At 68.3% G+C, this 24,966-nt stretch carries 26 protein-coding genes; 14 read left to right on the forward strand and 12 right to left on the reverse strand.

The genetic code is table 11. The features are described from left to right. From CQ045_RS18940 to CQ045_RS12680, 4 genes are all read left to right on the forward strand, one after another. Positions 1-577 (forward strand): DUF4190 domain-containing protein (locus tag CQ045_RS18940; RefSeq protein WP_308737022.1); only part of this gene is annotated, 577 nt, incomplete at its 5' end. Between the two features lie 55 nt (positions 578-632). Then, a complete protein-coding gene (locus CQ045_RS12670) occupies positions 633-980 on the forward strand; it encodes a DUF3099 domain-containing protein (protein ID WP_105724254.1) in 348 nt (115 codons plus the stop codon). Further along, positions 977-1,171 carry a hypothetical protein gene (locus tag CQ045_RS12675; protein WP_105724256.1) on the forward strand — a complete coding sequence of 65 codons (195 nt, stop codon included), beginning with the start codon at positions 977-979 and terminating at the stop codon, positions 1,169-1,171. Before CQ045_RS12670 ends, CQ045_RS12675 begins: the two co-directional genes overlap by 4 nt. Next, entirely contained in the window at positions 1,168-1,980 is an 813-nt protein-coding gene (locus tag CQ045_RS12680) for an SURF1 family protein (RefSeq protein WP_105724258.1), read from the forward strand. Before CQ045_RS12675 ends, CQ045_RS12680 begins: the two co-directional genes overlap by 4 nt. 50 nt (positions 1,981-2,030) lie before the next feature. On the opposite strand, the gene CQ045_RS12685 is transcribed toward CQ045_RS12680, so the two are convergent. Then, entirely contained in the window at positions 2,031-2,699 is a 669-nt protein-coding gene (locus tag CQ045_RS12685) for an HAD family hydrolase (RefSeq protein WP_105724260.1), read from the reverse strand. Positions 2,700-2,743: 44 nt separating this feature from the next. Next, complete coding sequence (locus CQ045_RS12690; protein WP_105724262.1) at positions 2,744-4,342, reverse strand: ABC-F family ATP-binding cassette domain-containing protein; 1,599 nt, start codon at positions 4,340-4,342, stop codon at positions 2,744-2,746. A 163-nt stretch (positions 4,343-4,505) separates the two neighbouring features. Between CQ045_RS12690 and CQ045_RS12695 the strand changes: the two genes are divergently transcribed. The 4 genes from CQ045_RS12695 (at position 4,506) to CQ045_RS12710 (ending at position 8,464) form a co-directional block, all read left to right on the forward strand. After that, positions 4,506-5,123 (forward strand): DedA family protein, encoded by a 618-nt coding sequence (locus CQ045_RS12695; RefSeq protein ID WP_105724264.1) that lies wholly within the window; start codon positions 4,506-4,508, stop codon positions 5,121-5,123. 5 nt (positions 5,124-5,128) lie between these two features. Then, a complete protein-coding gene (locus tag CQ045_RS12700; RefSeq protein WP_105724266.1) occupies positions 5,129-6,388 on the forward strand; it encodes a sensor histidine kinase in 1,260 nt (419 codons plus the stop codon). Next, positions 6,385-7,056 carry a response regulator transcription factor gene (locus CQ045_RS12705; RefSeq protein ID WP_105724268.1) on the forward strand — a complete coding sequence of 224 codons (672 nt, stop codon included), beginning with the start codon at positions 6,385-6,387 and terminating at the stop codon, positions 7,054-7,056. The genes CQ045_RS12700 and CQ045_RS12705 overlap by 4 nt, the downstream gene beginning before the upstream one ends. Positions 7,057-7,153: 97 nt before the next feature. After that, positions 7,154-8,464, forward strand: a complete 1,311-nt coding sequence (locus CQ045_RS12710) for an acyltransferase (protein ID WP_105724270.1) — start codon at positions 7,154-7,156, stop codon at positions 8,462-8,464. 4 nt (positions 8,465-8,468) lie between these two features. On the opposite strand, the gene CQ045_RS12715 is transcribed toward CQ045_RS12710, so the two are convergent. Both CQ045_RS12715 and CQ045_RS12720 read right to left on the reverse strand, forming a co-directional pair. Then, the gene (locus CQ045_RS12715) at positions 8,469-9,062 is read right to left on the reverse strand and encodes an energy-coupling factor transporter transmembrane protein EcfT (protein WP_105724272.1); all 594 of its coding nucleotides are present in this window, start codon (positions 9,060-9,062) and stop codon (positions 8,469-8,471) included. Then, on the reverse strand, positions 9,059-9,757 hold the full coding sequence (locus CQ045_RS12720; RefSeq protein WP_105724632.1) for an energy-coupling factor ABC transporter ATP-binding protein: 699 nt from the start codon (positions 9,755-9,757) through the stop codon (positions 9,059-9,061). The genes CQ045_RS12715 and CQ045_RS12720 overlap by 4 nt, the downstream gene beginning before the upstream one ends. Before the next feature lie 66 nt (positions 9,758-9,823). Between CQ045_RS12720 and CQ045_RS12725 the strand changes: the two genes are divergently transcribed. Next, positions 9,824-10,408, forward strand: coding sequence for a TetR family transcriptional regulator (locus tag CQ045_RS12725; RefSeq protein WP_105724274.1), 585 nt, complete (start codon positions 9,824-9,826; stop codon positions 10,406-10,408). Here CQ045_RS12725 and CQ045_RS12730 read toward each other — a convergent pair. The 7 genes from CQ045_RS12730 to sufB form a co-directional block, all read right to left on the reverse strand. Next, positions 10,371-11,741 (reverse strand): MFS transporter, encoded by a 1,371-nt coding sequence (locus tag CQ045_RS12730; protein WP_105724276.1) that lies wholly within the window; start codon positions 11,739-11,741, stop codon positions 10,371-10,373. The two genes, CQ045_RS12725 and CQ045_RS12730, sit on opposite strands and share 38 nt — an antisense overlap. Beyond that, positions 11,738-12,892 carry a MalY/PatB family protein gene (locus CQ045_RS12735; protein ID WP_105724278.1) on the reverse strand — a complete coding sequence of 385 codons (1,155 nt, stop codon included), beginning with the start codon at positions 12,890-12,892 and terminating at the stop codon, positions 11,738-11,740. The genes CQ045_RS12730 and CQ045_RS12735 overlap by 4 nt, the downstream gene beginning before the upstream one ends. A gap of 88 nt (positions 12,893-12,980) precedes the next feature. Beyond that, complete coding sequence (locus CQ045_RS12740; RefSeq protein ID WP_021200756.1) at positions 12,981-13,310, reverse strand: metal-sulfur cluster assembly factor; 330 nt, start codon at positions 13,308-13,310, stop codon at positions 12,981-12,983. A gap of 9 nt (positions 13,311-13,319) precedes the next feature. After that, entirely contained in the window at positions 13,320-14,090 is a 771-nt protein-coding gene (gene sufC / locus CQ045_RS12745) for a Fe-S cluster assembly ATPase SufC (protein WP_105724280.1), read from the reverse strand. Between the two features lie 3 nt (positions 14,091-14,093). Continuing rightward, positions 14,094-14,420 carry a non-heme iron oxygenase ferredoxin subunit gene (locus tag CQ045_RS12750; RefSeq protein ID WP_105724282.1) on the reverse strand — a complete coding sequence of 109 codons (327 nt, stop codon included), beginning with the start codon at positions 14,418-14,420 and terminating at the stop codon, positions 14,094-14,096. Further along, positions 14,417-15,634 carry a Fe-S cluster assembly protein SufD gene (gene sufD, locus CQ045_RS12755; protein WP_105724285.1) on the reverse strand — a complete coding sequence of 406 codons (1,218 nt, stop codon included), beginning with the start codon at positions 15,632-15,634 and terminating at the stop codon, positions 14,417-14,419. The genes CQ045_RS12750 and sufD overlap by 4 nt, the downstream gene beginning before the upstream one ends. Continuing rightward, entirely contained in the window at positions 15,634-17,052 is a 1,419-nt protein-coding gene (gene sufB, locus CQ045_RS12760) for a Fe-S cluster assembly protein SufB (RefSeq protein WP_105724287.1), read from the reverse strand. Before sufB ends, sufD begins: the two co-directional genes overlap by 1 nt. Before the next feature lie 233 nt (positions 17,053-17,285). Between sufB and CQ045_RS12765 the strand changes: the two genes are divergently transcribed. Together CQ045_RS12765 and CQ045_RS12770 are read left to right on the forward strand one after the other, a co-directional pair. Then, complete coding sequence (locus tag CQ045_RS12765) at positions 17,286-18,392, forward strand: heme A synthase (protein WP_105724289.1); 1,107 nt, start codon at positions 17,286-17,288, stop codon at positions 18,390-18,392. 67 nt (positions 18,393-18,459) lie between these two features. Further along, positions 18,460-18,930 (forward strand): tetraspanin family protein, encoded by a 471-nt coding sequence (locus CQ045_RS12770; RefSeq protein ID WP_105724291.1) that lies wholly within the window; start codon positions 18,460-18,462, stop codon positions 18,928-18,930. A gap of 67 nt (positions 18,931-18,997) precedes the next feature. Here the strand turns inward: CQ045_RS12770 and CQ045_RS12775 are convergent, their stop codons facing one another. After that, the gene (locus tag CQ045_RS12775) at positions 18,998-19,903 is read right to left on the reverse strand and encodes a heme o synthase (protein ID WP_105724293.1); all 906 of its coding nucleotides are present in this window, start codon (positions 19,901-19,903) and stop codon (positions 18,998-19,000) included. A gap of 218 nt (positions 19,904-20,121) precedes the next feature. Between CQ045_RS12775 and tkt the strand changes: the two genes are divergently transcribed. From tkt to CQ045_RS12790, 3 genes are read left to right on the forward strand one after another with little or no spacing between them, the layout of a single operon-like run. Then, complete coding sequence (gene tkt, locus CQ045_RS12780) at positions 20,122-22,233, forward strand: transketolase (RefSeq protein ID WP_105724634.1); 2,112 nt, start codon at positions 20,122-20,124, stop codon at positions 22,231-22,233. After that, a complete protein-coding gene (gene tal / locus CQ045_RS12785) occupies positions 22,230-23,342 on the forward strand; it encodes a transaldolase (protein ID WP_105724295.1) in 1,113 nt (370 codons plus the stop codon). The genes tkt and tal overlap by 4 nt, the downstream gene beginning before the upstream one ends. Then, positions 23,339-24,946: a glucose-6-phosphate isomerase gene (locus CQ045_RS12790; RefSeq protein ID WP_105724297.1), complete on the forward strand. Its 1,608-nt coding sequence runs from the start codon at positions 23,339-23,341 to the stop codon at positions 24,944-24,946. Before tal ends, CQ045_RS12790 begins: the two co-directional genes overlap by 4 nt. The last annotated feature ends 20 nt before the right edge of the window (positions 24,947-24,966 follow it).

Genomic DNA, 24,966 nt, shown 5'->3' on the forward strand with positions numbered 1-24,966 from the left:
CGTCCCCGCAGCCCCGACCGCGCTTCCGGCTCGTCCGGTGCAGCCCGCGCCGCAGCCGACGCAGAGCTATCCCGGTGCCGCGCCGACATATGCCCCGCCCGGCCCGGCGGCCTACGGCGTTCAGCCCGTCGCCGCACCGCAGCCCGGTTACGCCCCGCCGACCCAGCCCGGATACGCCCCGCCGACCCAGCCCGGTTACGCCCCGCCGGCCCAGCCCGGTTATGCAGTACTACCCGGACAGCCCGGCTACTCGCCGTACGTCGCGCCCGCGTATCCTGCGGCCCAGCCCCGCCCGACGAGTGGTCTCGCCATCACCTCGCTGGTCTGCGGAATCGCCGCGATCCTCCTGTTCTGGGCCATCATCCCGTTGCTGGCTTCGATCGCCGCCGTCATCACCGGTCACATGGCCCTCGGCCAGACGAAGCGCAAGCCGGAGATCGGGGGCCGAGGAATGGCGATCGCCGGCCTGATCCTCGGCTACATCGTGATCGGAATCGGCGGGTTCATCCTCGTCAGCACCATCATCAGCTTCCTGTTCGTCGGAGCATTCAGCCTGCCGTTCATCTTCTCGAGCTGAGCAGCTGCTCGGACAGCACGCCGGTCGGCTCACACCGGCGTAGTCTGGATGCATCGTGAAGAACACGCGTCATGTCCCGGCCGTCACCTCACTGCCGCAGTCCCCGCGGGATGAGGCTGATCATCGTGTGCGCCGCTATGCCCTCACGATGACGATCCGCATCGTCTGCTTCGGCCTCATGATCCTGGTCCAGCCGTACGGCTGGTACACGTGGGTCTTCGGCATCGCAGCGGCCGTGCTTCCGTACATCGCCGTGGTGTTCGCGAACGCCGGGAGCGACAGCACCGAGACCACCGCGGAGTCTCCGGTCCAGGAGCTGGACGCCCCGCGCCCGGCACCGATCGAGACCGAGACCTCCGCTCCCCCCGTGTTCACGATCCACGAAGGCCCGAAGGACCGATGACAGACTTCGAGTGCTCGCGCGCCGGCTGCCGGAGCGCGGCGACCAGACAGGTGGTGTGGCGCAACCCCCGCATCCATGCCGCCGACCGTGAAAAGGTGTGGCTGGCGTGCGAGGAGCACGTGGGCTTCCTCCGCGACTATCTGGCTGCGCGGGACTTCCCGGTCGCCGTTCGCGACGGTGTTCCGGCATGAGCCGACGTTTGACCCGATGGGGTGTGTACGTGCTCATCGCGATCGGCTTCGCGATCGCGTGCGTCTTCCTGTCGAACTGGCAGTTCGAGCGGAACGAGACTCGTGCCGCCCAGATCGAGCTCGTCGAGCAAAATTACGACGCGGATCCCGTTCCCCTGTCCGCTGTCATCGGCGCTGACGGAACGCTCGATCCGTCCGACGAGTGGCGGCCGGTGACGCTGCAGGGCGAGTACCTGCCCGACGAGCAGCTCCTGGTGCGCAACCGCCCGCACGGCGGTACGAGCGCCTTCGAGGTGCTGGTGCCGTTCCGCGACGTCGACGGACGCGTGTTCATCATCGATCGCGGCTGGGTGCCGCCGGGCGAGGGCGAAGCACCCGACGCGGTTCCGGCCCCGCCGGAGGGCGAGGCCGAGGTCACGGTGCGCCTGCGTCCGGGGGAACAACTGCCCGCATCGGGTCGCGGAGCGCCGGAAGGTCAGGTGCCGACGATCCATCTGCCCTCGATCGCCGCACTGACCGACGGAGATGTGATCACCGGGGCATACGGCCGCGTCGTGGCCGAAGAGCCGGCCGGCGCCGGCGCATTGGGCGGCTTCGACTCCCCCACCGACGACCCGGGCCCCCATCTCTCCTACGCGATCCAATGGATCCTGTTCGCACTGATGGGGTTCATCTTCATCGGCTACATCATCCGCACCGAGATCGTGAAGCACCGCGAGGAGGTCGAGGGCATCCCGACGCCCGTCAAGGCTCCGCGGCGCAAGGATCACGACGCGGACGTCGAGGACGAGCTGCTCGACGTCCGCTGACCGACTCGCCCGGTGTCAGTCCTTCCAGGACCCCCGGCGCAGCCGACGACTCAGACGACCTCCACCAGGTCGGGGTCACCCGCGCGGGAAACCAGCAGGTCGACCACCTCCCGGAGAGTCGTGATCCGGCGGGACTCACCCGACCAGTGCTGGTGTCCTCCGTCGAAATGCACGAACTCGGCGCCGAGATCGTCGGCGATCTCTCGGTCGTGGTTGGTATCGCCGATCACGAGCAGGTCTTTCGCCGCGACGCCGGACGTCGCGAGCCATCGTGCGATGACGTCGTGCTTCGAGGCGCGGAAAGGATCATCGATCGAGAGCACCGCCTCGAAGGCGTCGTCCAGACCATAAGGGGCCATCTGCTGCGAGAGCGCTTCAGCGACCGTCGCCGATGCCAGGACCTGCCGGATGCCGAGTTCCTGCACGGCCGACAGTGTGGTGCGAGCGCCTTCATGGAGTCGCGCCTCGCCGGCGCGGGCGGCGAGCGTCTCGAGGTACACCGTCGCGGCCGACACGAATCTGTCCTCGCCGAGCCCGACCGAGCCGTAGAAGTCGCGGATCGGAAAGCGGAACACCGAACGGTAGGCCCCGATGTCCGCGAACGGCTCCAGTGCGTGGTCTCGAAGCACGGCGTTCATCACCTGGCGGCAGATCTCCGCGTCGTCGAGCAGGGTGCCGTTCCAGTCCCAGCACACGGCGCGGATGTGACCCATACTCATGCGAGCACGCTATCCGGGGCCACCGACACGCGTCTGCGCAGCTGCTACGCGAGCTCGATGAGGTCCTGGTACTCCTGGCTCCAGATGTCCTCGACCCCGTCGGGCAGGATGAGCACGCGCTCGGGGTTGAGCGATTGCACGGCGCCCGGATCGTGCGAGACGAGGACGACCGCGCCCTCGTAGTGGGCCAGCGCTCCGAGGATCTCTTCACGCGAGGCGGGATCGAGGTTGTTGGTCGGCTCGTCGAGGAGCAGCAGGTTCGCCGAGGACACGACCAGCGTCGCCAAGGACAGACGCGTCTTCTCGCCGCCCGACAGGACACCGGCAGGCTTGAGCACGTCGTCGCCCGTGAACAGGAACGAGCCGAGCACCTTGCGCGCCTCCATCTCGGTGATGTGGGGCGCGGCCGAGACCATGTTCTCCAGCACCGAGCGGTTCACGTCGAGGTTCTCGTGCTCCTGCGCGTAGTAGCCGACCTTGAGTCCGTGCCCGGGCTCGAGCTGTCCGGTGTCGGGCTGGTCGACACCCGCGAGCATCCGCAGCAGCGTGGTCTTGCCCGCACCGTTGAGTCCCAGGACGACGACCTTGGAGCCGCGGTCGATCGCCAGGTCGACATCGGTGAAGATCTCGAGCGAGCCGTACGACTTCGAGAGTCCACTGGCCATCATCGGCGTCTTGCCACAGGGCGCCGGCTTCGGGAAGCGCAGCTTGGCGACCCGGTCTTCCTGGCGGACCTCGTCGAGCCCGGCGAGCAGCTTCTCCGCACGCGCGATCATCTGATGAGCGGCGGCGGCCTTCGAGGCCTTCGCCCCGAAGCGGGCCGCCTGCAGCTGGAGCGTCGTCGCCTTCTTCTCGGCGTTCGCGCGTTCCTTCTTGCGGCGCTCCTCGTCGGCCACCCGCTGACGCAGGTAGTTCTTCCAGTTCATGTTGTACGTGTCGATGCTCTGGCGGTTCGCGTCCAGGTAGAACACCCGGTTGACGGTCTCGCCGACGAGCTCGACATCGTGACTGATCACGATCAGCCCGCCCTTGTAGCCCTTGAGGAACTCCCGCAGCCACACGACGCTGTCCGCGTCGAGGTGGTTCGTCGGCTCGTCGAGGATCATCGTCTCGGCATCCGAGAACAGGATGCGCGCGAGCTCGATGCGACGGCGCTGGCCACCGGAGAGCGTCGACAGCGGCTGGTCCAGGATGCGATCGGGCAGCGACAGGTTGTTGGCGATGGACGCGGCCTCGGCCTCGGCAGCGTAGCCGCCCTGAGCCTCGAACTGCTCCGTGAGGCGGGCGTAGCGCTTCATCGCCTTGTCGGCCACCGCGGGATCTTCCGAGCCCATTGCGAGCGCCGCCTCGGTCATCCCGAGGTTGAGCTGGCCGAGTCCGCGGGCGTCCAGGATGCGCGTGCGCGCAAGGTCTTCCGGGTTGCCCGAGCGCGGGTCCTGCGGCAGATAGCCGAGCTCGCCCGAGCGGGTCACGTTCCCGCCGGACGGAAGGACGTCACCGGCGAGCACCTTGGTGAGTGTGGTCTTCCCGGCCCCGTTGCGACCGACGAGCCCGATCTTGTCTCCATCGGCGACACGGAACGAGACGTTCTCCATCAGCAGGCGCGCGCCAACGCGGATCTCGAGGTCGTGCACGGCAAGCACAGCGGACGTCCGTTCTTCCAGGGAGGGTGTTCGGCCGATCGGCCAGCCTCCCAGTATAAGCCGCGCAACAGGGAGGCGCGGTCAGCAAGATCAGCCCAGAGAGTGAGGAGTGCGATACCGCAGAGGGATGACCGTTCCGGCACCCGCTGCATAACGTGCATGAGTGGACATCCTCAACGAGCTCATCATGCAGGCGATAGCCTCGCCCTGGCTGTACCTGGTCCTGTTCGCGGTCACCGTCATCGACGGATTCTTCCCGCCTGTGCCCAGCGAGACAGTGCTCGTCGCCGCCGCCGCTGTCGCGGCCTCCACGGGCGAGGGGAATCTCCTGCTCCTCGGGGCTGTCGCCGCGCTCGGCGCTGCGATCGGCGACAACATCGCCTTCGCGATCGGCCGGGCACTCGGCACCACACGTTTCGCTTGGATGCGACGACCGCGTGTCGCCGCGACCTTCGCGTACGCCCAGCACGCGCTCGACCGACGAAGCGCCACTCTCATCCTCGGGGCGCGCTACATCCCGGTGGGACGCGTCGCCGTCAACATGACAGCCGGTGCCCTCGACTTCCCCTGGCGACGCTTCCTCCCCCTGAGCCTGATCGCCGGACTCAGCTGGAGCGTGTTCAGCCTCGCGATCGGCCTGCTCGCGGGCGCCTGGATCAAGGACCAGCCGTTGCTCAGCGCCGGCCTCGGCATCGTCATCGCACTCGTGATCGGCTTCGTGATCGACCGGGTCGCCGCGGCCCGTCGCCGCCGTGCACCTGCCCCGCAACTGGCAGGATGACAGTCATGGCACGCCGCCGCGAGCGCACTCCGCGCCGCCCACGCATCAGCCGCCGCACCGCAGCCCTCGTGGCCCTGTGTGCGGCGGTCGTCGCGCTGTACGCGGTTCTGGTGTCGCTGCAGACCGTCCTGTACGGCACTCCGTTGCCGCTGACGTTCATCCTCGGCGCCGCGCTGTGCGTCTCACCGCTGCTCGCGATCACGCGCCCGGCCTGGTCCATCGCACTCTTCACCGCCGGTGCGCTCGCACTCCCCCTCACGGTCGTTCCGGAGCTGGCCATCCAATCGCCCTGGCCGTGGTCCGTGCCGGCGCTCCTCGTCTTCGTCCTCTTCGTGGGCGTGGTGACCTTTCTCCACGGTGCGCGACTGGGCGCCTTCGCGCTGATCCTCGGGGCGATCGCCTCGCTTCTCGCGCCGATCCTCCGACCCGACATGGTGGCGCTGCCGGCGTCCTCCGCCAGCGCCACGGCCGATCTCATCGTGACGACCGCCGTCGCCTCCGCCATGTTCCTCATCGCAGCGCTGGTCGCCGGACGGGTGCGGGTCGCCGCCGAGTTGACACGCGAGAAGGAGCACAGCGCACTGGAGGAGTCCAGGCGCGCCCTCGTCGAAGAACGCACCAGGATCGCCAGGGAGCTGCACGACGTGGTCGCGCACAGCATGTCCGTCATCCAGGTGCAGGCGTCGACGGCGAGGTACCGGATCCCGGAACTCGACGAGGCCGCGATCGCCGAGTTCGACGACATCGCCGCGACCGCCCGAGGCTCCCTGACCGAGATGCGGCGCATGCTCGGCGTACTCCGCACCGAGGACCAGAGCGCCGAACTCGCCCCCCAGCAGGGCATCGACGACATCCCGGCCCTCGTGGACAGCATCCGCCGCGCGGGCGTCGAGGTCGGGCTCGCGCTCGAGGGCGGGGAAGCCGCAGCGACCGCCACGCCGGCGGTGCAGATCGCCGCCTTCCGCATCGTGCAGGAAGCACTGAGCAACGCCGTCCGACACGCGCCGGGAGCCCGGATCGCCGTGCGCCTGCACGCCGACCCTCAGAACATCCGCATCCGCGTGCACAACGCCGCGCCGCCGCGCAGTCCGGAGAAGCACGGGGGCGGCTACGGGCTTCGCGGCATGCGCGAACGCGCCGAGATCCTCGGCGGGAGCCTGGCCGCCGGCCCCTCGTCCGAGGGAGGGTGGGACGTCGAAGCCGTGCTGCCTCTCGACCCCGAAGCCGCGGTGACGATCACCACCCCTGACAAGGAGAATCCGTGACGATCAGCGTGCTCATCGCCGACGACCAGGCCATGGTCCGCGCCGGCTTCGCCGCGCTCCTCGACGCTCACGAGGGAATCCGCGTGGCCGGTCAGGCGGCGAACGGAACCGAGGCGGTGACGCTCGCCGCGCGTCTCGACCCCGACGTGATCCTGATGGATGTGCGGATGCCGGAGCTCGACGGCATCGAAGCCACCCGGCGGATCCTCGGCCCTTCGTATCCCGCGGCACATGTGCCGCGGATCCTCATGCTCACCACCTTCGACATCGACGACTACGTGTATGACGCGCTCGAAGCGGGCGCGAGCGGATTCCTGCTGAAGGATGCGCTGCCGGAAGAGCTCGTGCATGCCGTCCGTGTGGTCGCCGGCGGCGACGCGCTGCTCGCTCCGAGCGTCACCCGGCGCATGATCGAGCAGTTCGCCGGGCGGCGTCCTCGTACCCCGCGCCAGGCTTCGGCACTGACCGAGCTCACCGATCGCGAGCGTGAAGTGCTCGTGCTGATCGGCCGGGGCCGGTCGAACAGCGAGATCGCCGCCGATCTCTTCATCGCCGAGCAGACCGTCAAGACGCACGTGGGCAAGGTGCTCGCGAAGCTGCATCTGCGTGACCGCGTGCACGCCGTGATCCTCGCCTACGACACCGGACTCGTCGAGCCCTCCTCCTGAGTCACCCCGTCGTAGGGGTCGCAACGGCACCGGGGGGTGATGCCTCCGCGGCCACCCCGTCCATAGTCTCCTGGAACACCGCTTCCGAGGAGGAATCATGGCCATCGTCCAGGCGCCCCACACCGCCGTTCCCGCGCCTCCCCGGCGCGCGTCCCGCGACACCGGGATCGACTTCGTCCGGGCACTGTGCGTGCTCGGCGTCGTGCTCCTGCACTCGATCATGGTCGGCGTCACCGTCACCTCTTCCGGGCCCGTCTTCGAGAACGCCAGCGACGGCACGGGCTGGATCGCCCCGCTCAGCTGGCTCCTCCAGGTCATGCCGCTGTTCTTCGTGATCGGCGGGTTCTCCGGACTGCTCGCGTATCGCCGGATGCGGATGCGCGGGGGCACGGCCGTCGCCTTCGTCGCAGGACGTCTGCATCGTCTGCTGCGGCCCGCGATCTTCACGATCGCGATCGTCGGCATCGGCCTCGCCCTGCTCACCGTCTGCGGCGTTCCGGCCGAACTCATCGCCACCGCGGGGTTCCGCTACGGACAGCCGCTCTGGTTCCTGGGTGTCTTCCTGCTGTGCCAGGCCCTGCTCCCCCTGCTCGCGGCCGCGCACGAACGCGCACCGTCTCTCTCGATCGGCGGACTTGCGTCGGCCGCGATCGCGGTCGACGTGCTCCGCGCCGCGACCGGCCAGGAGGGACTCGGGTTCCTGAACCTCGCCTTCGTATGGATGACGCTGCAGCAGCTGGGCTTCTTCCTCGCCGACGGGCGCATCGACACGCTGCGCAGGCGCGTCCGGGCCACGGCGGGGTTCGGTGCCCTGTTCCTCCTCGCAGCGACGTTCGCGACCGGGATCTACTCCCCCGACCTCATCGAGAACATCAACCCGCCGACTGCGGCCCTCCTGCTCGTCGGCATCGCGCACACCAGCCTGCTCTCCCTGCATCGCGAGCGCCTCGAGCGGTTCAGCCGTCGGCCACGCGTCGCCGCCTTCACAGGATTCGTCACCGCGCGCACCATGACGATCTATCTCTGGCACATGCCGGTCCTGCTTCTGATGGCCGGAGCCACCGCGGTGTACGCCCTCACCGCAGGGGTGGCGCTGCCCGCGCTCGACAGCGCCGGATGGTGGGCAGGTCGACCGCTCTGGTTGGCGACCGCACTCACCCTCACGGCCCTCGTGGCCGTCGCATTCACCCGGTTCGAGGCGCAGCCCGCCCCGCAGGCGACGGGCTCCGTGCCGCGGCTCGTCGTGGGAGCACTCAGCGGCCTGATCGGGGTGGTGCTGCTCCTGGCGCTCGGCACCTCGGTCGCGACCGCCCTCATCGCCGTCGCACTGATCGCGGGGGCCCTTCGGCTCGCATCGCGGGCCCGCCCGCTGCCGTCCGCCGGATCGGTCGCGCTGGTCCCCGCGTGAGCCCTCAGCCCATGCCCCGCGCCGCCAACGCATCGCCGATGTCGTCCGCGTGCCGCAGCGCGAGCACGAGCAGCGGGACCACCGCCTGCACGCCCAACCGCACGCCGCGGGCCTGCTCGGCCTCTCGCACGCGATCGGCGAAACCGGCGATCACCGGGACGGCGGTGATCGTCAGCGAGACCGTTAACGCGACTGCGTCCGGATCGAGTCCGAAGCGTCGGAGCAGACTCAGCAGGCGGTGCAGCACCGCGAGGAGATCCGCCATCCGCGTGGTGAAGGTCAGCAGGCTCGCCAGCAGGAGCACAGCCACGACGCGTCCCGTGCTGACCCACGCGGCGACCGGAGACACGAAGACCAGGAGAGCGGTCGCGAGCACGACGATGATCCAGCGCAGGCGCCAGATCTCGAGGAACGGTGCCCGAAGCGGCAGCCCAGCGACGCCGTAGAGCGCCAGAATCACCAGCAGCGACACAGCGATGCTCACCGGGTCGTGCGGGTAGACGGACAGCACGAGCGCGCCGACGGCCAGGGACGCGAGCTTGAGTCCGGCAGGAGCGCGGTGAAGCATCCCGGTTCCCGCGCGGTACAGGGCGATCATGCGCAGGCCTGGCGATACGTCTCGATCACGGTCGACGGTTCACCGGAGGCGGAGATCCGGCCATCCTCGAACAGGATGGCGGTCTCGCACCTCGCAGCCAGCCCGAGATCGTGCGTCACCAGCACGAGTTGGGCCGGCTGCGCGAGGAGCAGATCACCGATGCGACGGGAGTTGTGCAGGTCGAGGAGCGTCGTCGGCTCGTCCGCCACGATCACTTGCGGACCGGTGACCATCACCGAAGCCAGCGCGAGCATCTGCTTCTGCCCGCCCGAGAGACTCGAAGCGGGCACGTCGGCGTGGTCGGCCAGCCCGTGCGCCTCCAGCGTCAGCCGCACGCGCTCGATCACTTCCGCTTTCGGCCGGCCCCGCAGCGACAGCGCGAGGTCCTCCGCGGGGGTGGGCATCAGGATCTGCGCATCGGGGTTGGTGAACACGAAGCCCACGCGCTTGCGCACTGCCCCTCGGTCTCGCACGGTGTCGAGGCCGTGCACCGACACCGTGCCGCTGCTGGGCGCGACGAGTCCGTTCAGGAGCCGCGCGAAGGTCGACTTTCCCGAGCCGTTGGCTCCGATCACCGCGATGCTCCGAGCGGTCAGGTCCACCGTCACATCGTCCAGCACCGGCCGGCCGTCGAACTGCACCCCCACCCGGTCGAGGGAGATGGGTGCGTGTACGACGCCGACCGACGGTGCCATGCGGACTCCCTCGGGACGACTGACCTGAACACTGTTCACCTGAACGTCGTTCACTATAATCGGAGGATGAGTCCAGAGCACAATCCGGTACGCCATGACCGAGACAGCGTCGCCCGGAGTGCGCTCGCCCTGCTCGATGAAGTGGGCCTCGCCGATCTCTCCATGCGTCGCATCGCCGCCCGACTGGACGTTCAACCCAGCGCCCTGTATTGGCACTTCGCGAGCAAGCAGGAGCTCCTCGCCGACCTCGCGGACAGGATCACCGCCTCCGTCCCGGAGGGCAGCAGTGGTGTCCTGGCGACCGCACGGGCGATCCGCGACGCGCTCTTCGCCTATCGCGACGGCGCAGAGCTCGTCCTCAGCACCTATGCTCTCCAACTCGGTTCAGCGCATGCGCAGTCGGTTCTCACTGAGGCGCTGCGGGCGCAGAATGCCGTCGACCCCGAGGATCGCGGTGCAGCGATCCTGCACTTCGTCCTCGGACACGCCACGCTCGTGCAGCAGCGCATGCACGCCGACAGTCACGGAGCGCTTCCGAGCACCGCCGAAGTCGACGTGACGGCAGGACTCGATCGCGTCTTCGATCTCGGGGTGACCGCTCTCGCGGGCGAACTCACCGCTCCGACGACTCCGCCGCGTGCCCGAGCCTGAGGCCCGGTACCACAGCGAGCACGACAAGCCCGACGCAGAACGCGAACACCGCTCCGAATGCCCCGGCCTCACCGCCGAGGGATGCCACCCCGAGACCGGCCAGGGCGATGGCGACAGCCGCTCCCGTGGAATCGGAGATCGAGAGCGCTGATGAGTTGAACCCCTGGTTCGTGACATCCGAGTAGGCGAGCGTCAAGACCGTCAGCCGCGGATAGAGCAGCCCCATACCGCCACCCGCGAAAGCCCAACCCCACACGACCACGACCGGCGAGACGTCGAAGACCGCGGCGGCGAGCACGCACAGCATCGCGATCAGGAGCGAGCCGAGACTGATCAGGGTGATGCGGTGATTCCCCAGGCGTTCACCGAATCGCCCCTGCAACGCGGAAGCTCCGGCCCAGGCCAGGGCCGCGAGCATCAGTGCGATCCCCGCCCACGTCGCGGTGAAGTCGAACTTCCTCATCAGCAGATAGGGGATGTAGGCCTCTGCGGCGAAGAACGCCCCTGCCACGATGCCGCGCATGAGCACGACGCTCGGCAGTCCCGCTCCCGCCCGCAGTGTGCGTCGCGGGAGCAGCGGCAGCACAGCGAAGCCGATCGCCACGACCGCGCCGAGCGCGACCGGCCAGCCGATCACCGGCTCCAAGTCCGCCGAGAATCCGATCACGACCGCGAGCACCGCCACGACGACCGCGAGAAGGAGGCGCATGATCAGCGCACGCCGGTCCTGGGGCTCTCCTCGGCCCAGATCGACTCCTCGGAGCCGCACCGCGATCGTCAGGAAGGCTACCGCCGTGAGCACGGCGACTCCGAGGAAAGCCCAGCGCCAGTCGAGGTACTCGGCCACGGCGCCGGCGAGGAACGGGCCGACCATGGACGGCACCACCCACGCTGCCGCGAACGCCGCGAAGATCCGCCCGTGCAGCTGCGGCGGATACAGCCTCGCCACGACGACATAGAGCGCGACGGTCTGCCCACCTGTACCCAGCCCCTGCACCAGCCGCCCGATCAGGAACTGGTGCATCGTCACCGCGAAGCCGGAGATCAGCAGGCCGACGATGAAGAGCGTCACGGCCACGTACAAGGCGCCGCGGGGTCCGCGCGCATCCGACCACGCTCCCGTCGCGACCATGCCGATCACGCTCGTCGCGAGGGTGCCTGCGAAGGCGACGGCGAACAGCGCCTCGCCATCGAGAGCTTCGCTGACGATCGGCATGACGGTCGTCACTGCGAGGGCCTCGATCGCCGCGAGGAAGATCAGTGCGACCGCGCCGAGGGTGACCCAGAGGCGTTGGCGATCCCAGATCGTCGGGGCGGTCGCCGATGAGGTCATCGACCCACGAGCGCCGCGATGCGCTCGACGGCCTCGGTGATGATCTCAGGGCTCGTTCCGAAGTTCAGCCGCACATGGCCCGCGCCCTCCGCGCCGAACGCGGGGCCGAAATGCAGGGCGACCCTGGCGTCCTTCAGGATACGTCGTGCCGGATTGTCGCCCCACTCGAGCGCCGAGAGGTCGATCCACGCGAGATATCCGGCGTCGGGGATGCGGTAGCGCGCCCCGGGAAGGTGCGCGGCGAGCAGATCCTCGAGAAGGAGGCGGTTCCCGTCGAGAGTCCGAAGCAGCCCGTCGAGCCAGGGATCGCTCTCCTCCGAGAACGCCGCGACCGCGGCGAGCAGACCGAACTGTCCCGTGCGCCACTCGACTTCCACCGGGAGTCCGCCCACGACGGCGGACGTCTCATCGTCCGCCGTCACCATCAGCGCGCACTTGAGCCCGGCGAGGTTGAACGCCTTGCTGGCACTGACCACGGCATAGCCGACGCGCTGAGCCGCATCGCTCACCGCGAGGAAGGGCATGAAGCCGGTTCCGGGTTGCGCGAGCGGCGCGTGGATCTCGTCGGACACGACGGCGGCACCGAACTCTTCGGCCAGCTCGGCGAGAGCAGCGAGGCTGTCGCGGTCGTGGACCGTGCCGGTCGGATTGTGCGGGTTGCACAGCAGGATCGCAGTCGCACCGTCTTCGAAGGCTGTCCGGATCCCGTCGAGATCGAGCTCCCACCGTGTGCCCGTGTCGCGCAGGGGCACCCGCTCCACCTCGGCACCGGCCTCGGCGACGAGGTCGTAGAAGGGCGGGTAGACCGGTGGTGTCACGACGACCCGCTCCCCCGGTTGCGTGACGCGGCGCAGGATCTCGACGATCCCCATGCTCACGTCGGCAGTGCTTCGCATGCGAGCAGGATCCGGTTCCCACCCGTAGCGCCGGGTCGCGAACGCCGCAAAGGACTCCGCGAGGGGCGTGCGCGAAGCGACGTACCCGGTATCGCCGATCTCCACCGCACGCAGCAACGCGGACGAGATCGCCGGCGCCAGGGGAAAGTCGGTCTCCGCGACGAACAGCGGAAGAACATCAGCCGGGTACTCCCGCCACTTCTCGCTGCTGCGCTCTCGGAGCGCGTCCAGAGACAAGGCCTTCACCTCAAGCATCGGTTCTCCCGAGATCTTCACCGCTGCGGCGCGACGACGTCCGAGTCGACACGATCACGTCGGTATCGTACCGAACGACTCGTGCGGGTCAGATGGCGAAGCCGAGTGCGCGCATCATGTCGCGCCCGTCGTCCGTGATCCGCTCCGGACCCCACGGCGGCATCCAGACCCAGTTGATCCGGAAACGATCGACGACGCTGTCCAGAGCCTGAGCGGTCTGATCTTCGAGCACGTCGGTCAGCGGGCAGCCCGCACTGGTCAGCGTCATGTGGATGACGAGCGCATCGTTCTCGTCATCCCAGGCGAGGTCGTAGATGAGGCCGAGGTCGACGACGTTGATCCCGAGCTCGGGGTCCATGACGTCTTTGAGAGCCTCGGTGACCGCGTCGTACTTCTCGTCCGTGAGGGTCGCTGTCATGCGATCAGCCTACGCCTCGATGGGGGCTGCAGGGTCGAGGAAACGGTCGTATCCCTCGTTCTCCAGCCGGTCTGCGAGCTCGGGGCCGCCCTCTTCCACGATCTTCCCCGCGACCACCACGTGGACGAAGTCGGGGCGGATGTAGCGGAGGATGCGGGTGTAGTGGGTGATCAGCAGCACGCCGAGTCCGGTGGACTCCTTCGCGCGGTTGACGCCCTCCGAGACGATCTTCAGCGCGTCGACATCGAGTCCCGAGTCGGTCTCGTCGAGGATCGCGAACTTCGGCTTCAGCACCTCGAGCTGCAGGATCTCGTGGCGCTTCTTCTCACCGCCGGAGAATCCCTCGTTGACGTTGCGCTGCGCGAACTTCGGGTCCATGCGCAGGTTCGACATGGCCGCCTTGACGTCCTTGGTCCAGCCGCGGATCGCCGGGGCTTCCCCGTCGAGTGCGGTCTTCGCGGTCCGCAGGAAGTTCGTCACCGTGACGCCCGGGATCTCGACCGGGTACTGCATGGCGAGGAACAGTCCGGCACGAGCGCGCTCGTCGACCGTCATCTCCAGGACGTCCTGGCCGTCGAACGTGATGGAGCCGGAGGTCACCGTGTACTTCGGGTGACCGGCGATCGTGTACGCCAGGGTCGACTTGCCGGAGCCGTTGGGGCCCATGATGGCGTGGGTCTCACCGGTGTTCATGGTGAGGTTGATTCCGTTGAGGATCGGGGTGGTCCCCGCCTCGGTCTCGACCGTCACATGCAGGTCGCGGATCTCGAGAACAGACATTCTTCAGACTTCCTTAATCACAGTCGGATCGATGAGCACGTCGTCGCCGTCGATCTGGACGACGTAGACCGGGACGGGCTCGTACGCGGGGAGATTCTGGGGCCTTCCGGTGAGCAGCGAGAACGCCGAGCCATGAGCCCAGCACTCGACGGTGTCGCCTTCCACGAAGCCCTCGGACAGTGAGATCTCGCCGTGGGTGCAGGTGTCGCCGATGGCGTGGATCATTCCTTCGCCGTCTTTGATCACCGTGATGGGCACGCCGCCCGGCTCGACACGCAGCGGCATGTCCTGCTCGAGGTCGGCGACGCCGCAGACGCGCTCGGCGGTCATGCACTCACCTCGGCGAGCTCCGTCTCGATCGCCGCCAGCAGCTCGGTCTCGAGAGCGGGGATGCCGAGGCGCTGCACGATGTCGGTGAGGAAGCCGAGCACGACGAGCCGCCGCGCCTCTTCCTCGCTGATACCGCGGGCCTGCAAGTAGAACAGCTGCTCGTCGTCGAAACGGCCCGTCGCACTCGCGTGGCCGGCGCCGAGGATGTCCCCGGTCTCGATCTCGAGGTTGGGGATCGAGTCGGCGCGTGCACCCTCGGTGAGCACGAGGTTGCGGTTCGCCTCGTAGGAGTCGGTCCCGGTCGCATCCGCTCCGATCAGCACGTCGCCGATCCAGACGCTGTGTGCGCCCTGACCCTGCAGCGCACCCTTGTAGAGGACGTCGCCCTTGGTGTGCGGCCCCTTGTGGTGCAGGTAGACCTGACTCTCGAGGTGCTGTCCGGCATCCGCGTAGGACAGGCCGTACAGGTATCCCTCGGAGCCGGCGCCGGCGAGCTCGACGTTCGGGTTGACGCGCACGACGCCGCCGCCGAAACTCACCACGAAGTGCTTGAGAGTCGCATCCGCTCCGACCCGGGCCTGGTGCGCTGCTGCGTGAACGGCGTCATCCGCCCACTGCTGCAGGCTGATCACCGTGAGCTTCGCACCGTCGCGCACGATGATCTCGACGTTCTGCGCGTACTGGGCAGAGCCCGTGTGCTGGAGGACGACGGTGGCCGAGCTGTGCTCGAGTGCCTCGATCACGATGTGCGCGTCGGCACGACGGTCGGCACCGAGGCCGGTGATGGCGACGAAGACCGGCTCCGCGACCTCTTCCTCGCGCGGGATCCGCACGTGCAGCGCCTCAGGGGTCCCCTGCCAGGCGACCGCCCCCGTCACGTCCTCGGCCAGGAAGACCTCGCCGCGAGGGGATGCACCGATCGCGAGCGGAGCCGAGCGGTACTGCTCGCCGGACGTGAACGTGTAGCTGACGCCGTCGTTCGAGGTGGCCACCTCGAACAGCGAGGTGAGCTGCGCGACCGGTGTGTGCTTCCAGTTCACCTCGCGTCCGGTCGGCGCGCCGAAGTCGGCAGGCTCGAACGAATGCGGGCGCTCGGAGCGGGTCTGCACGGGGACGAATCCCGCGGCGGCGACCTGTGCTGCCGGGTCGATGTGCGCGCCTTCGGGCGCGTTGTTGTGCTGCGCCTCGACAGGCGCTGTCGTCGAGGCCGTCACTAGCCGACCGATCCTTCCATGCCCATCTCGATGAGCTTGTTCAGTTCCATCGCGTATTCCATGGGCAGCTCGCGGGCGATCGGCTCGATGAAGCCGCGCACGATCATCGCCATCGCCTCGTCCTCCGGCATGCCGCGGGACTGCAGGTAGAACAGCTGCTCCTCGCTCACCTTCGAGACCGTGGCCTCATGGCCGAGCTGCACGTCGTCGACACGGATGTCGATCGCCGGGTAGGTGTCGGAGCGCGACTTCGTGTCCACGAGCAGCGCGTCGCAGCGCACGGTGTTCGCGGAGTGGTGTGCCGCGGCATCCACTCGCACCTCACCGCGGTAGCCGGCGCGACCGCCGCCACGCGCGATCGACTTCGAGACGATCGACGACTGCGTGTACGGCGCCATGTGGATCATCTTCGCGCCCGCGTCCTGGTGCTGGCCGGGACCGGCGAAGGCGACGGACAGAGTCTCGCCCTTGGCGTGCTCGCCCATCAGGTAGATCGACGGGTACTTCATCGTCACCTTGGAGCCGATGTTGCCGTCGACCCACTCCATGGTCGCGCCCTCGTATGCGACGGCGCGCTTGGTGACCAGGTTGTAGACGTTGTTCGACCAGTTCTGGATCGTCGTGTACCGAACGCGGGCGTTCTTCTTCACGATGATCTCGACGACGGCCGAGTGCAGCGAATCCGACTTGTAGATCGGGGCCGTGCAGCCCTCGATGTAGTGGACGTAGCTGTCCTCGTCGGCGATGATCAGGGTCCGCTCGAACTGCCCCATGTTCTCGGTGTTGATGCGGAAGTACGCCTGCAGCGGGATCTCGACATGCACGCCCTTGGGGACGTAGACGAACGACCCGCCCGACCAGACGGCGGTGTTCAGCGCGGCGAACTTGTTGTCCCCCGCGGGGATGACCGAGCCGAAGTACTCCTCGAAGAACTCGGGGTGCTCGCGCAGAGCCGTGTCGGTGTCCATGAAGATGACGCCCTGCTGCTCCAGGTCCTCGCGGATCTGGTGGTAGACGACCTCGGACTCGTACTGAGCCGCGACGCCGGCCACGAGCCGCTGACGCTCGGCCTCGGGGATGCCGAGGCGCTCGTAGGTCTCACGGATCTCGGCGGGGAGGTCCTCCCACGTCTGCGCCTGCTTCTCGGTGGAGCGGACGAAGTACTTGATGTTGTCGAAGTCGATCTCGCTGAGGTCCGCACCCCAGGTCGGCATCGGCTTGCGTCCGAAGAGCTGATATCCCTTGAGACGGTTCTTCAGCATCCATTCGGGTTCGTTCTTGAGAGCCGAGATTCCTCGGACGACGTCTTCCGAGATGCCGCGTTTCGCGATGGCACCCGCAGCGTCCTCATCGTGCCAGCCGAACTCGTACACCCCCAGACCGTCAAGCTCCGGGCGGTCGATCAGCACATCCGACATCCAACACTCTCCTCACAGGTCCCAAACGGTGTCATCCGCCCCGACACACCTGATCCCCGTCGAGTCTGCGGGAGCGGGTGCCGTTGGTGGGCCCTCATCACCGGCGCTTCCATCGCGCCTAAACTGTTGACGATGGTTCAGCGCTGTCAGCGCTCATCGCAACAATCCGATTCTACAGGTTCCGCCTGACAGGCGGGCCATGCTCGCCGCGTCGTGCGCGGTCCGGAGGACTTATGCCCGAGACGATGATCCCCGCCTCCTCGACGACGCGAGCGGTCGCCCCGCGTTCCAGGGTGTGGGGTCGTGCGTTGACGATCTTCGCGTGGCTCTCGTTCATCAGCGAGACCATCATCATCGGCACCGGCGGGGCGGTGCGCCTCACCGGCTCGGGCCTCGGATGCTCGGACTGGCCGCTGTGCACGCCGGACTCCCTCGTGCCGATCCTGGAGGTGCAGGGGATCCACGGCATCATCGAGTTCGGCAACCGTCTGATGACCGGCGTGGTCGGCATCATCGCCCTGGTCGTCGTGCTCCTAGTGCTGCACACCATCAGCGGCAAGCGAGCGCTCGTCACCGCGCTCTGGTACGCAGCGGGCGGAATCGCGGCGGCCGGCGTCGCCTACGCGATCGCCTCGCCGTTCCACATCCCCGCGTTCCCCGTGGCCTCCGGCGTCCTCCTTCTCGCCGTGATCGCCGCGGCCGTCCATTCGGTGCGCACGACCCCCGCGCGACGCGACCTGGTCCTGCTCGCGTGGCTCACGCTCATCGGCGTGGTGGCGCAGGCGCTCGTCGGCGGCATCACCGTGCTGACCGGACTCAATCCCTTCATCGTGGGCTTCCACTACACGTCGTCGCTGCTGCTGGTGTGCATCACCGCCGCGTTCCTGGTGCGGCTGAAGACCGCCCCGGGGCCCCGCGAACGCGCCGTCCCGGCCTGGTTCGCCGCTGTCACCCACGTCACTGGCTTGGCACTCGCGGTGACCATCGTCTTCGGCGTGCTGACCACCGGATCGGGACCGCACTCCGGCGACGCCGAGGTCCTGCGGCACGGCTTCGATGCGACCGTGCTCGCACACGTGCACTCCTGGCCGGGGTACGTCCTCGCGGCGCTCGTCCTTTTCCTGACGGTCTCAGCATGGGTGCAGCGCCTCGAGCCGCGTCGCTGGCTCCTCGTGCTCGTCATCGCGATCCTGATCCAGGTGGGCGTGGGCGTCTGGCAGGCACGCGAGGGGCTGCCTCCTCTCCTCGTCGGAATCCACATGGTGCTGGCATCGCTCTCAGCCGCCGCCTACACGGTCGTGGTCCTGCATCTGAAGCGGACCGTCATCGCCGAGGACTGACCCGCGCACAGGCGATCCACAGCTCGCACATCGCCGGCTCATCAGCGCGTCGGCGATGGTGGGCGACATGAACAAGTCACTCTCGCGAAGCATCGGCTTCTGGCTCCTGCTCATCGTCTCCCTCGCCGCGACGGCGGTCGGCGGATGGCTGATCGCCGGCCAGATCGGCACGATGACGACCACGCTGCTCGACGGCACCGCCACCGGTGTCGAGGTGTACGTGGGTCAGTCGCTCGTGGTGGTGGGCGCAGGTGTCCTCGCGGCCGGAATCGTCGGCATCCTGCTCGCCCTCGGACTCGTCGCAGCTCGCTCGCTCGTCCCCGCTCCCGTCCCGGCCGTCGTCGAGGCGATCGACTGGACAGCCGAGGTGAACGAGACGCGTACCGATGCCGAACCCACCGCATCCTCCGAGACCACGCCCGCGTACGACGCCCCGGCCGTCGAGGCCGCCCCCGAAACCGCACCCGACGCCGTCGACCGGAACGATGATGCCGCCTCCGACGCGAAGCCGGACGACTCTCCGACGGTCACACGCTGAACTTCTGAGCGTAAGAACGACTGAGCGGCGTCGATTCGACGCCGCTCAGTCGTTTCTGAAGCGTTTGTCAGAAGGGCAGGAGCGGGTCGACCGCCACGGCGACGAAGATCAACGTCAGGTAGGTGATCGAGGCGTGGAAGACACGCATCGGCCGCGGCTCGGTACCGTGCACCGCGCGGTTGTAGAGGCGGTGCGACTCGTAGATGAACCATCCGCCGAACACGGTGGCGGAGACCGTGTAGACGAGTCCCATGTCCGCGATCGGCACCAGCAGGAGCGAGCAGGCGACGGTCGCCCAGGCGTAGAGGATCACCTGAAGACCGACCTGGGAGGCGTTGCGCGTGACACCCAGCATCGGCACGTCGACGTCTTCGTAGTCGTCCTTGTACTTCATCGACAGCGGCCAGTAGTGCGGCGGCGTCCAGAGGAATACCAGGAGGAAGAGGATGAACGCCGGCCAGTCCAACGAGCCGGTGACGGCCGACCAGCCGATGAGCACCGGGAAGCATCCCGCGATGCCACCCCAGATGATGTTCTGCTCGGTGCGGCGCTTGAGGATCATCGTGTAGATCACGACGTAGAAGAAGATCGCCGTCGCCGACAGCGCTGCCGTGAGCCAGTTCGTCGTGACCAGGAGCCAGACGGTCGAGGCGATCGCGAGGGTCCAGGAGAAGATCAGTGCGCCGCGCGGGCTGACCTCGCCGGTGACCAGCGGCCGATTCTCGGTGCGATGCATGTGCGCATCGATGTCGCGATCGAGGTACATGTTGAACGAGGCGGCGGAACCGGCGCTCAGGGAACCGCCGATGACGGTCGCCAGCACGAGCCAGAGGTTCGGCAAGCCGCCTTGCGCCAGGAACATCACCGGCACGGTCGACACGAGCAGCAGCTCGAGGACACGCGGCTTGGTGAGCGTGACGTAGGCCTTGACAGTGCGACCGACGGACGACTTCCTCACGGTCTGATCAGACATCGTCGAGATCTCGATCGCCTCCTCCGCGCACGTTACCGGACAACCTCTCCAGTGTATGACACCGGATGACGTCATCCGGCTCGCGGGCCCGCGTAGCGCGCGCCACGTCACCGCTATGCTGAAACCACTCGCGCGCCCGGCGATGTGCACACCTCCGTGAAGACGCGGATGCGCCAGGGAATACGGGCGCCCTCGAAACTGTCGGAAAGGGCATGAACGTGTCGGAATTGCAGTGGGATGAGATCGATCGGCGCGCGGTGGACACCGCTCGAATCCTGGCGGCCGATGCCGTCGAGAAGGTCGGCAACGGTCACCCCGGCACCGCGATGAGCCTTGCTCCTGCCGCGTACCTCCTCTACCAGCGGGTCCTTCGCCATGACCCGACCGACACCGACTGGCTCGGCCGCGACCGCTTCATCCTCTCGGCCGGACACTCCTCCCTCACGCAGTACGTCGAGCTCTACCTCGGCGGTTTCGGCCTCGAGCTCGACGACCTCAAGGCGCTTCGCACCTGGGGCTCGCTGACGCCGGGCCACCCGGAGTACGGCCACACCAAGGGCGTCGAGATCACCACCGGCCCGCTCGGCCAGGGACTCGCCTCCGCTGTGGGCTTCGCCTATGCCGCCCGCTATGAGCGCGGCCTCTTCGACCCGGAGGCGGCAGCGGGCACCAGCCCGTTCGACCACTTCGTGTACGTGATCGCCGGCGACGGCGACCTGCAGGAGGGCGTGACCAGCGAGGCGTCGTCGCTCGCAGGGCACCAGCAGCTCGGCAATCTCATCGCCATCTACGACTCCAACCAGATCTCGATCGAGGACGACACCAACGTCGCCTTCACCGAAGACGTCGCGAAGCGATACGAGTCGTACGGCTGGCAGGTGCAGGTCGTCGACTGGAAGAAGACCGGCGAGTACGTCGAAGACGTCGCCGAGCTGCACGCCGCCATCGAGGCCGCTCAGGGCGAGACCTCGAAGCCGTCGCTCATCATCCTCAAGACGATCATCGGCTGGCCGTCGCCCGGAAAGCAGAACTCCGGAAAGATCCACGGCTCCGCTCTCGGTGCGGATGAGCTCGCTGCGACCAAGAAGGTCCTCGGCTTCGACCCCGAGCAGACCTTCGCCGTCGCCGACGACGTCATCGCGCACACCCGCGGCCTCGCTGCACGCGCCGCAGAGGCGCGCGCCGCCTGGCAGGAGTCGTTCGACGCCTGGGCCGCCGCGAACCCCGAGAAGAAGGCCCTGCTCGACCGGCTCGAGGCCCAGGAGCTCCCGGACGACATCACCTCGGCGCTCCCGGTGTTCGAAGGAGGCAAAGAGGTCTCGACGCGCGCCGCATCCGGTCAGGTCATCAACGCCCTCGCCGCCGAGCTCCCCGAGCTGTGGGGCGGATCGGCCGACCTCGCCGAATCGAACCTCACCACCATCAAGGGCGCGCCGTCGTTCATCCCGGCCGAGTGGTCCACCCACGAATGGTCAGGCAACCCCTACGGCCGTGTGCTGCACTTCGGCATCCGCGAGCACGCCATGGGCGCGATCGTCAACGGCATCGTGCTCCACGGACCCACGCGGGCCTTCGGCGGAACGTTCCTCATCTTCAGCGACTACATGCGCCCGTCGGTGCGCCTGGCGGCGCTCATGAACATCCCGAGCATCTTCGTCTGGACGCACGACTCCGTCGCACTCGGCGAGGACGGGCCCACCCACCAGCCGATCGAGCAGCTCGCGACGCTCCGCGCGATCCCGAACTTCACGGTGGTCCGCCCGGCGGACGCCAACGAGACCGCGGTCACCTGGCTGGAGCTCCTCCGTCGCCACGAAGGGCCGGCGGGCATCGCGCTGACCCGCCAGAACATCCCGGTGTTCGAACGCGGCGAGGGTGCAGCCTCCGGCGACACCTTCGCGGCCGCCGCCAACGCGGCCAAGGGCGCGTATGTCCTCGCGGAAGCCCCGAACGGGACTCCGGACGTCATCATCGTCGCCACCGGCTCCGAGGTGCAGCTGGCCGTGAACGCCCGCGAGGCCCTGGCTGCCGAGGGCGTGAACGTCCGCGTCGTCTCCGCCCCCTCGCTCGAGTGGTTCGACGAACAGGATGCGGAGTACCGCGAGAGCGTGCTCCCGGCGTCGGTCACCGCGCGCGTGTCGGTCGAGGCCGGTTCCGTGCTCACGTGGCGTGGCATCGTCGGCGACCGCGGCCGCTCGGTCGGCATCGACCACTTCGGCGCCTCTGCCGATTACAAGACCCTTTTCGAGAAGTTCGGCATCACCACCGAGGCCGTCATCGCGGCCGCCCGCGAGACCATCGCGGCAAACAGCACCAAGGAGAACGCATGAGCACCCCCACCGCACAGCTCGCCGCCGCAGGTGTCAGCATCTGGCTCGACGACCTGTCCCGCACGCGCATCTCCTCGGGCAACCTCGCCGAGCTGATCTCGTCCCGCAACGTCGTGGGCGTCACCACGAACCCCACGATCTTCGCCAACGCGATCACCGACAAGAACAACACGTCGTACGACGCTCAGGTGGCCGAGCTCGCCGCCTCCGGCGCGACGGCCGAGGAAGCGGTGTTCGCCGCCACGACGCAGGACGTCGCGGCCGCGCTCGACGTCTTCCGTCCCGTCTGGGAGTCGTCCGGTCATGTCGACGGCCGCGTCTCGATCGAGGTCTCCCCCGACTTGGCACACGACACCGCCGGCACCGTGGCTCAGGCCAAGGAGCTGTGGGCGAAGGTCGACCGCCCGAACCTCCTGGTCAAGATCCCCGCGACGAAGGCCGGCATCCCGGCCATCACCGAGGCCATCGCGAACGGCATCAGCGTCAACGTCACGCTGATCTTCAGCCTGGAGCGCTACGCCGAGGTCATCGACGCTTACCTCACCGGTCTGGAGCGGGCGCACAGCGGCGACTTCGACCTGTCGAGCATCCACTCCGTCGCATCGTTCTTCGTGTCCCGCGTCGACACCGAGACCGACAAGCGCCTGACCGACATCGGCACGGACGCCGCCGAGGCTCTCAAGAGCAAGGCCGGCCTCGCCAACGCACGCCTCGCGTACGAGCTCTTCGAGCAGAAGTTCGCCGAGAAGCGGGCCCAGGACCTGATCGCGCTCGGCGCCAACCTGCAGCGCCCGCTGTGGGCATCGACCGGTGTCAAGGACCCGGCCCTGCCGGACACCCTCTACGTCACCGAGCTCGTCGCCCAGGGCGTCGTCAACACGATGCCGGAGAAGACGCTCGAAGCGACGTTCGACCACGGTGTCATCACCGGCGACACGATCACGGGCGGCTACGAAGAGGCGCGCGCCGTCTTCGCCGGTCTGGCCGAGGTCGGCGTCGACTTCGCCGACGTCACCCAGGTCCTGGAGGACGAGGGCGTCGCCAAGTTCATCGACTCGTGGCACGACCTGCTGACCCAGGTCGCCGAGGGTCTGGAGTCCCAGCGATGACGTTCTCGATCCACACGTCCGGTGCCGCGCGCGCGGCGATCGATGAGACGGTGCCCAGCCTCGTCCACGATCTCGTCGCGTCGCGCATCACCGGTGGGGACGCCACCCTCTGGGGTCCGGCAGCGGAGGCCGAGGCCTCGGTCCGACTCGGCTGGGTCGAGGCCGTGTCGGTCTCTCGTCCGCTCGTCGCGGAGATCGTCGCCTTGCGCGCCGATCTCAACGCCAAGGGCGTCACGCGCATCGTCCTCGCGGGAATGGGCGGCTCCTCGCTCGCTCCCGAGGTCATCGCACAAACCGCCGGCGTGCCGCTGACAATCCTCGATTCGACGGCGCCCGGGCAGGTGCTCGCCGCTCTCGATGAGGGCCTGACCGACACCGCGCTGGTCGTGTCGTCGAAGTCCGGCTCCACGGTCGAGACGGATTCGCAGCGCCGCACCTTCGAGGCGGCCTTCCGCGACCTCGGCATCGACCCCGTCGAGCGCATCGTCGTCGTCACCGATCCCGGTTCGCCCCTCGACGTCTCCGCGCGCGAGGCCGGCTACCGCGTGTTCAACGCCGACCCGAACGTCGGCGGACGCTACTCGGCGCTCACCGCCTTCGGTCTGGTCCCCTCGGGACTCGCGGGTGTCGACATCGACGAGCTGCTGAACGAGGCCGAGGCCTCGCTGCTCGAGGTCGCCGTCGACTCCGCCGAGAACCCCGCCCTCCGTCTCGGTGCCGCGATCGCCGCGACCACCCCGCGCCGTGACAAGCTCGGTCTGATCACCGACGGCACGCACATCAACGGCCTCCCCGACTGGATCGAGCAGCTCATCGCCGAGTCCACCGGCAAGGACGGGACCGGGATCCTCCCGGTCGTCCTGCTCCCGGTCTCGCCCGAGCTCGACCCGGTGCCCGCCGACCTCCAGATCGTCCGCCTGGTCGACGACGCGAACGAGTTCCACCTGCACGAGCGCCACGAGGGCGAGATCCTCGTCAGCGGCTCGCTCGGGGCCCAGCTCATCGTGTGGGAGTACGCGACCGCGATCGCCGGGCATCTCCTGCGCATCAACCCGTTCGATCAGCCCGACGTCGAGTCGGCGAAGATCGCAGCCCGGGGTCTCCTCGACGCCCGTCCGGAGCCCACCGCTCCGGCGTTCGTCGAGAACGGCGTCGAGGTGCGGGTTTCCGATCCGGCGCTTGCGGCCTCGGGCACCGTCGAGGGCGTGCTCGATGCGCTCTGGGCCCAGCTGCCCGCGGACGGCTACGTGTCGATCCAGGCATATGTCAACCGCCTCGAGGTGCCGCAGCTCCAGGGCCTCCGCGAACTCGTCGCGGCAGACTCCGGTCGCCCGACCACGTTCGGGTGGGGACCGCGGTTCCTGCACTCGACCGGTCAGTATCACAAGGGCGGCCCCGCTCAGGGAGTGTTCCTGCAGATCCTGGAGCGCACCGAGGTCGACCTCGAGATCCCGGAGCGTCCGTTCACGTTCGGTCAGCTCATCCAGGCGCAGGCGGCCGGCGATGCGGCTGTGCTCGCGGAGCACGGCCGTCCCGTCGTCACGCTGACGATCACCGAGTCCTCGGACGACGTGCTCGCCCTCTTCGAAGCCGCACAGAAGTAACAGCAGGAGAATCCCCCACT

Source organism: Microbacterium sp. MYb66 (assembly GCF_002979435.1).
In the GTDB taxonomy this organism is placed as follows: domain Bacteria; phylum Actinomycetota; class Actinomycetes; order Actinomycetales; family Microbacteriaceae; genus Microbacterium.

Excerpts from the sequence above, each read along its gene's own strand:
- CQ045_RS12675 (WP_105724256.1), top strand. The coding sequence starts at position 977 with ATGACAGACTTCGAGTGCTCGCGCGCCGGCTGCCGGAGCGCGGCGACC.
- CQ045_RS12680 (WP_105724258.1), top strand. The coding sequence starts at position 1,168 with ATGAGCCGACGTTTGACCCGATGGGGTGTGTACGTGCTCATCGCGATC.
- CQ045_RS12685 (WP_105724260.1), bottom strand. The coding sequence starts at position 2,699 with ATGAGTATGGGTCACATCCGCGCCGTGTGCTGGGACTGGAACGGCACC.
- CQ045_RS12700 (WP_105724266.1), top strand. The coding sequence starts at position 5,129 with ATGGCACGCCGCCGCGAGCGCACTCCGCGCCGCCCACGCATCAGCCGC.
- CQ045_RS12710 (WP_105724270.1), top strand. The coding sequence starts at position 7,154 with ATGGCCATCGTCCAGGCGCCCCACACCGCCGTTCCCGCGCCTCCCCGG.
- CQ045_RS12715 (WP_105724272.1), bottom strand. The coding sequence starts at position 9,062 with ATGATCGCCCTGTACCGCGCGGGAACCGGGATGCTTCACCGCGCTCCT.
- CQ045_RS12720 (WP_105724632.1), bottom strand. The coding sequence starts at position 9,757 with ATGGCACCGTCGGTCGGCGTCGTACACGCACCCATCTCCCTCGACCGG.
- CQ045_RS12725 (WP_105724274.1), top strand. The coding sequence starts at position 9,824 with ATGAGTCCAGAGCACAATCCGGTACGCCATGACCGAGACAGCGTCGCC.
- CQ045_RS12730 (WP_105724276.1), bottom strand. The coding sequence starts at position 11,741 with ATGACCTCATCGGCGACCGCCCCGACGATCTGGGATCGCCAACGCCTC.
- CQ045_RS12735 (WP_105724278.1), bottom strand. The coding sequence starts at position 12,892 with ATGCTTGAGGTGAAGGCCTTGTCTCTGGACGCGCTCCGAGAGCGCAGC.
- CQ045_RS12740 (WP_021200756.1), bottom strand. The coding sequence starts at position 13,310 with ATGACAGCGACCCTCACGGACGAGAAGTACGACGCGGTCACCGAGGCT.
- sufC (WP_105724280.1), bottom strand. The coding sequence starts at position 14,090 with ATGTCTGTTCTCGAGATCCGCGACCTGCATGTGACGGTCGAGACCGAG.
- CQ045_RS12750 (WP_105724282.1), bottom strand. The coding sequence starts at position 14,420 with ATGACCGCCGAGCGCGTCTGCGGCGTCGCCGACCTCGAGCAGGACATG.
- sufB (WP_105724287.1), bottom strand. The coding sequence starts at position 17,052 with ATGTCGGATGTGCTGATCGACCGCCCGGAGCTTGACGGTCTGGGGGTG.
- CQ045_RS12765 (WP_105724289.1), top strand. The coding sequence starts at position 17,286 with ATGCCCGAGACGATGATCCCCGCCTCCTCGACGACGCGAGCGGTCGCC.
- CQ045_RS12770 (WP_105724291.1), top strand. The coding sequence starts at position 18,460 with ATGAACAAGTCACTCTCGCGAAGCATCGGCTTCTGGCTCCTGCTCATC.
- CQ045_RS12775 (WP_105724293.1), bottom strand. The coding sequence starts at position 19,903 with ATGTCTGATCAGACCGTGAGGAAGTCGTCCGTCGGTCGCACTGTCAAG.
- tal (WP_105724295.1), top strand. The coding sequence starts at position 22,230 with ATGAGCACCCCCACCGCACAGCTCGCCGCCGCAGGTGTCAGCATCTGG.
- CQ045_RS12790 (WP_105724297.1), top strand. The coding sequence starts at position 23,339 with ATGACGTTCTCGATCCACACGTCCGGTGCCGCGCGCGCGGCGATCGAT.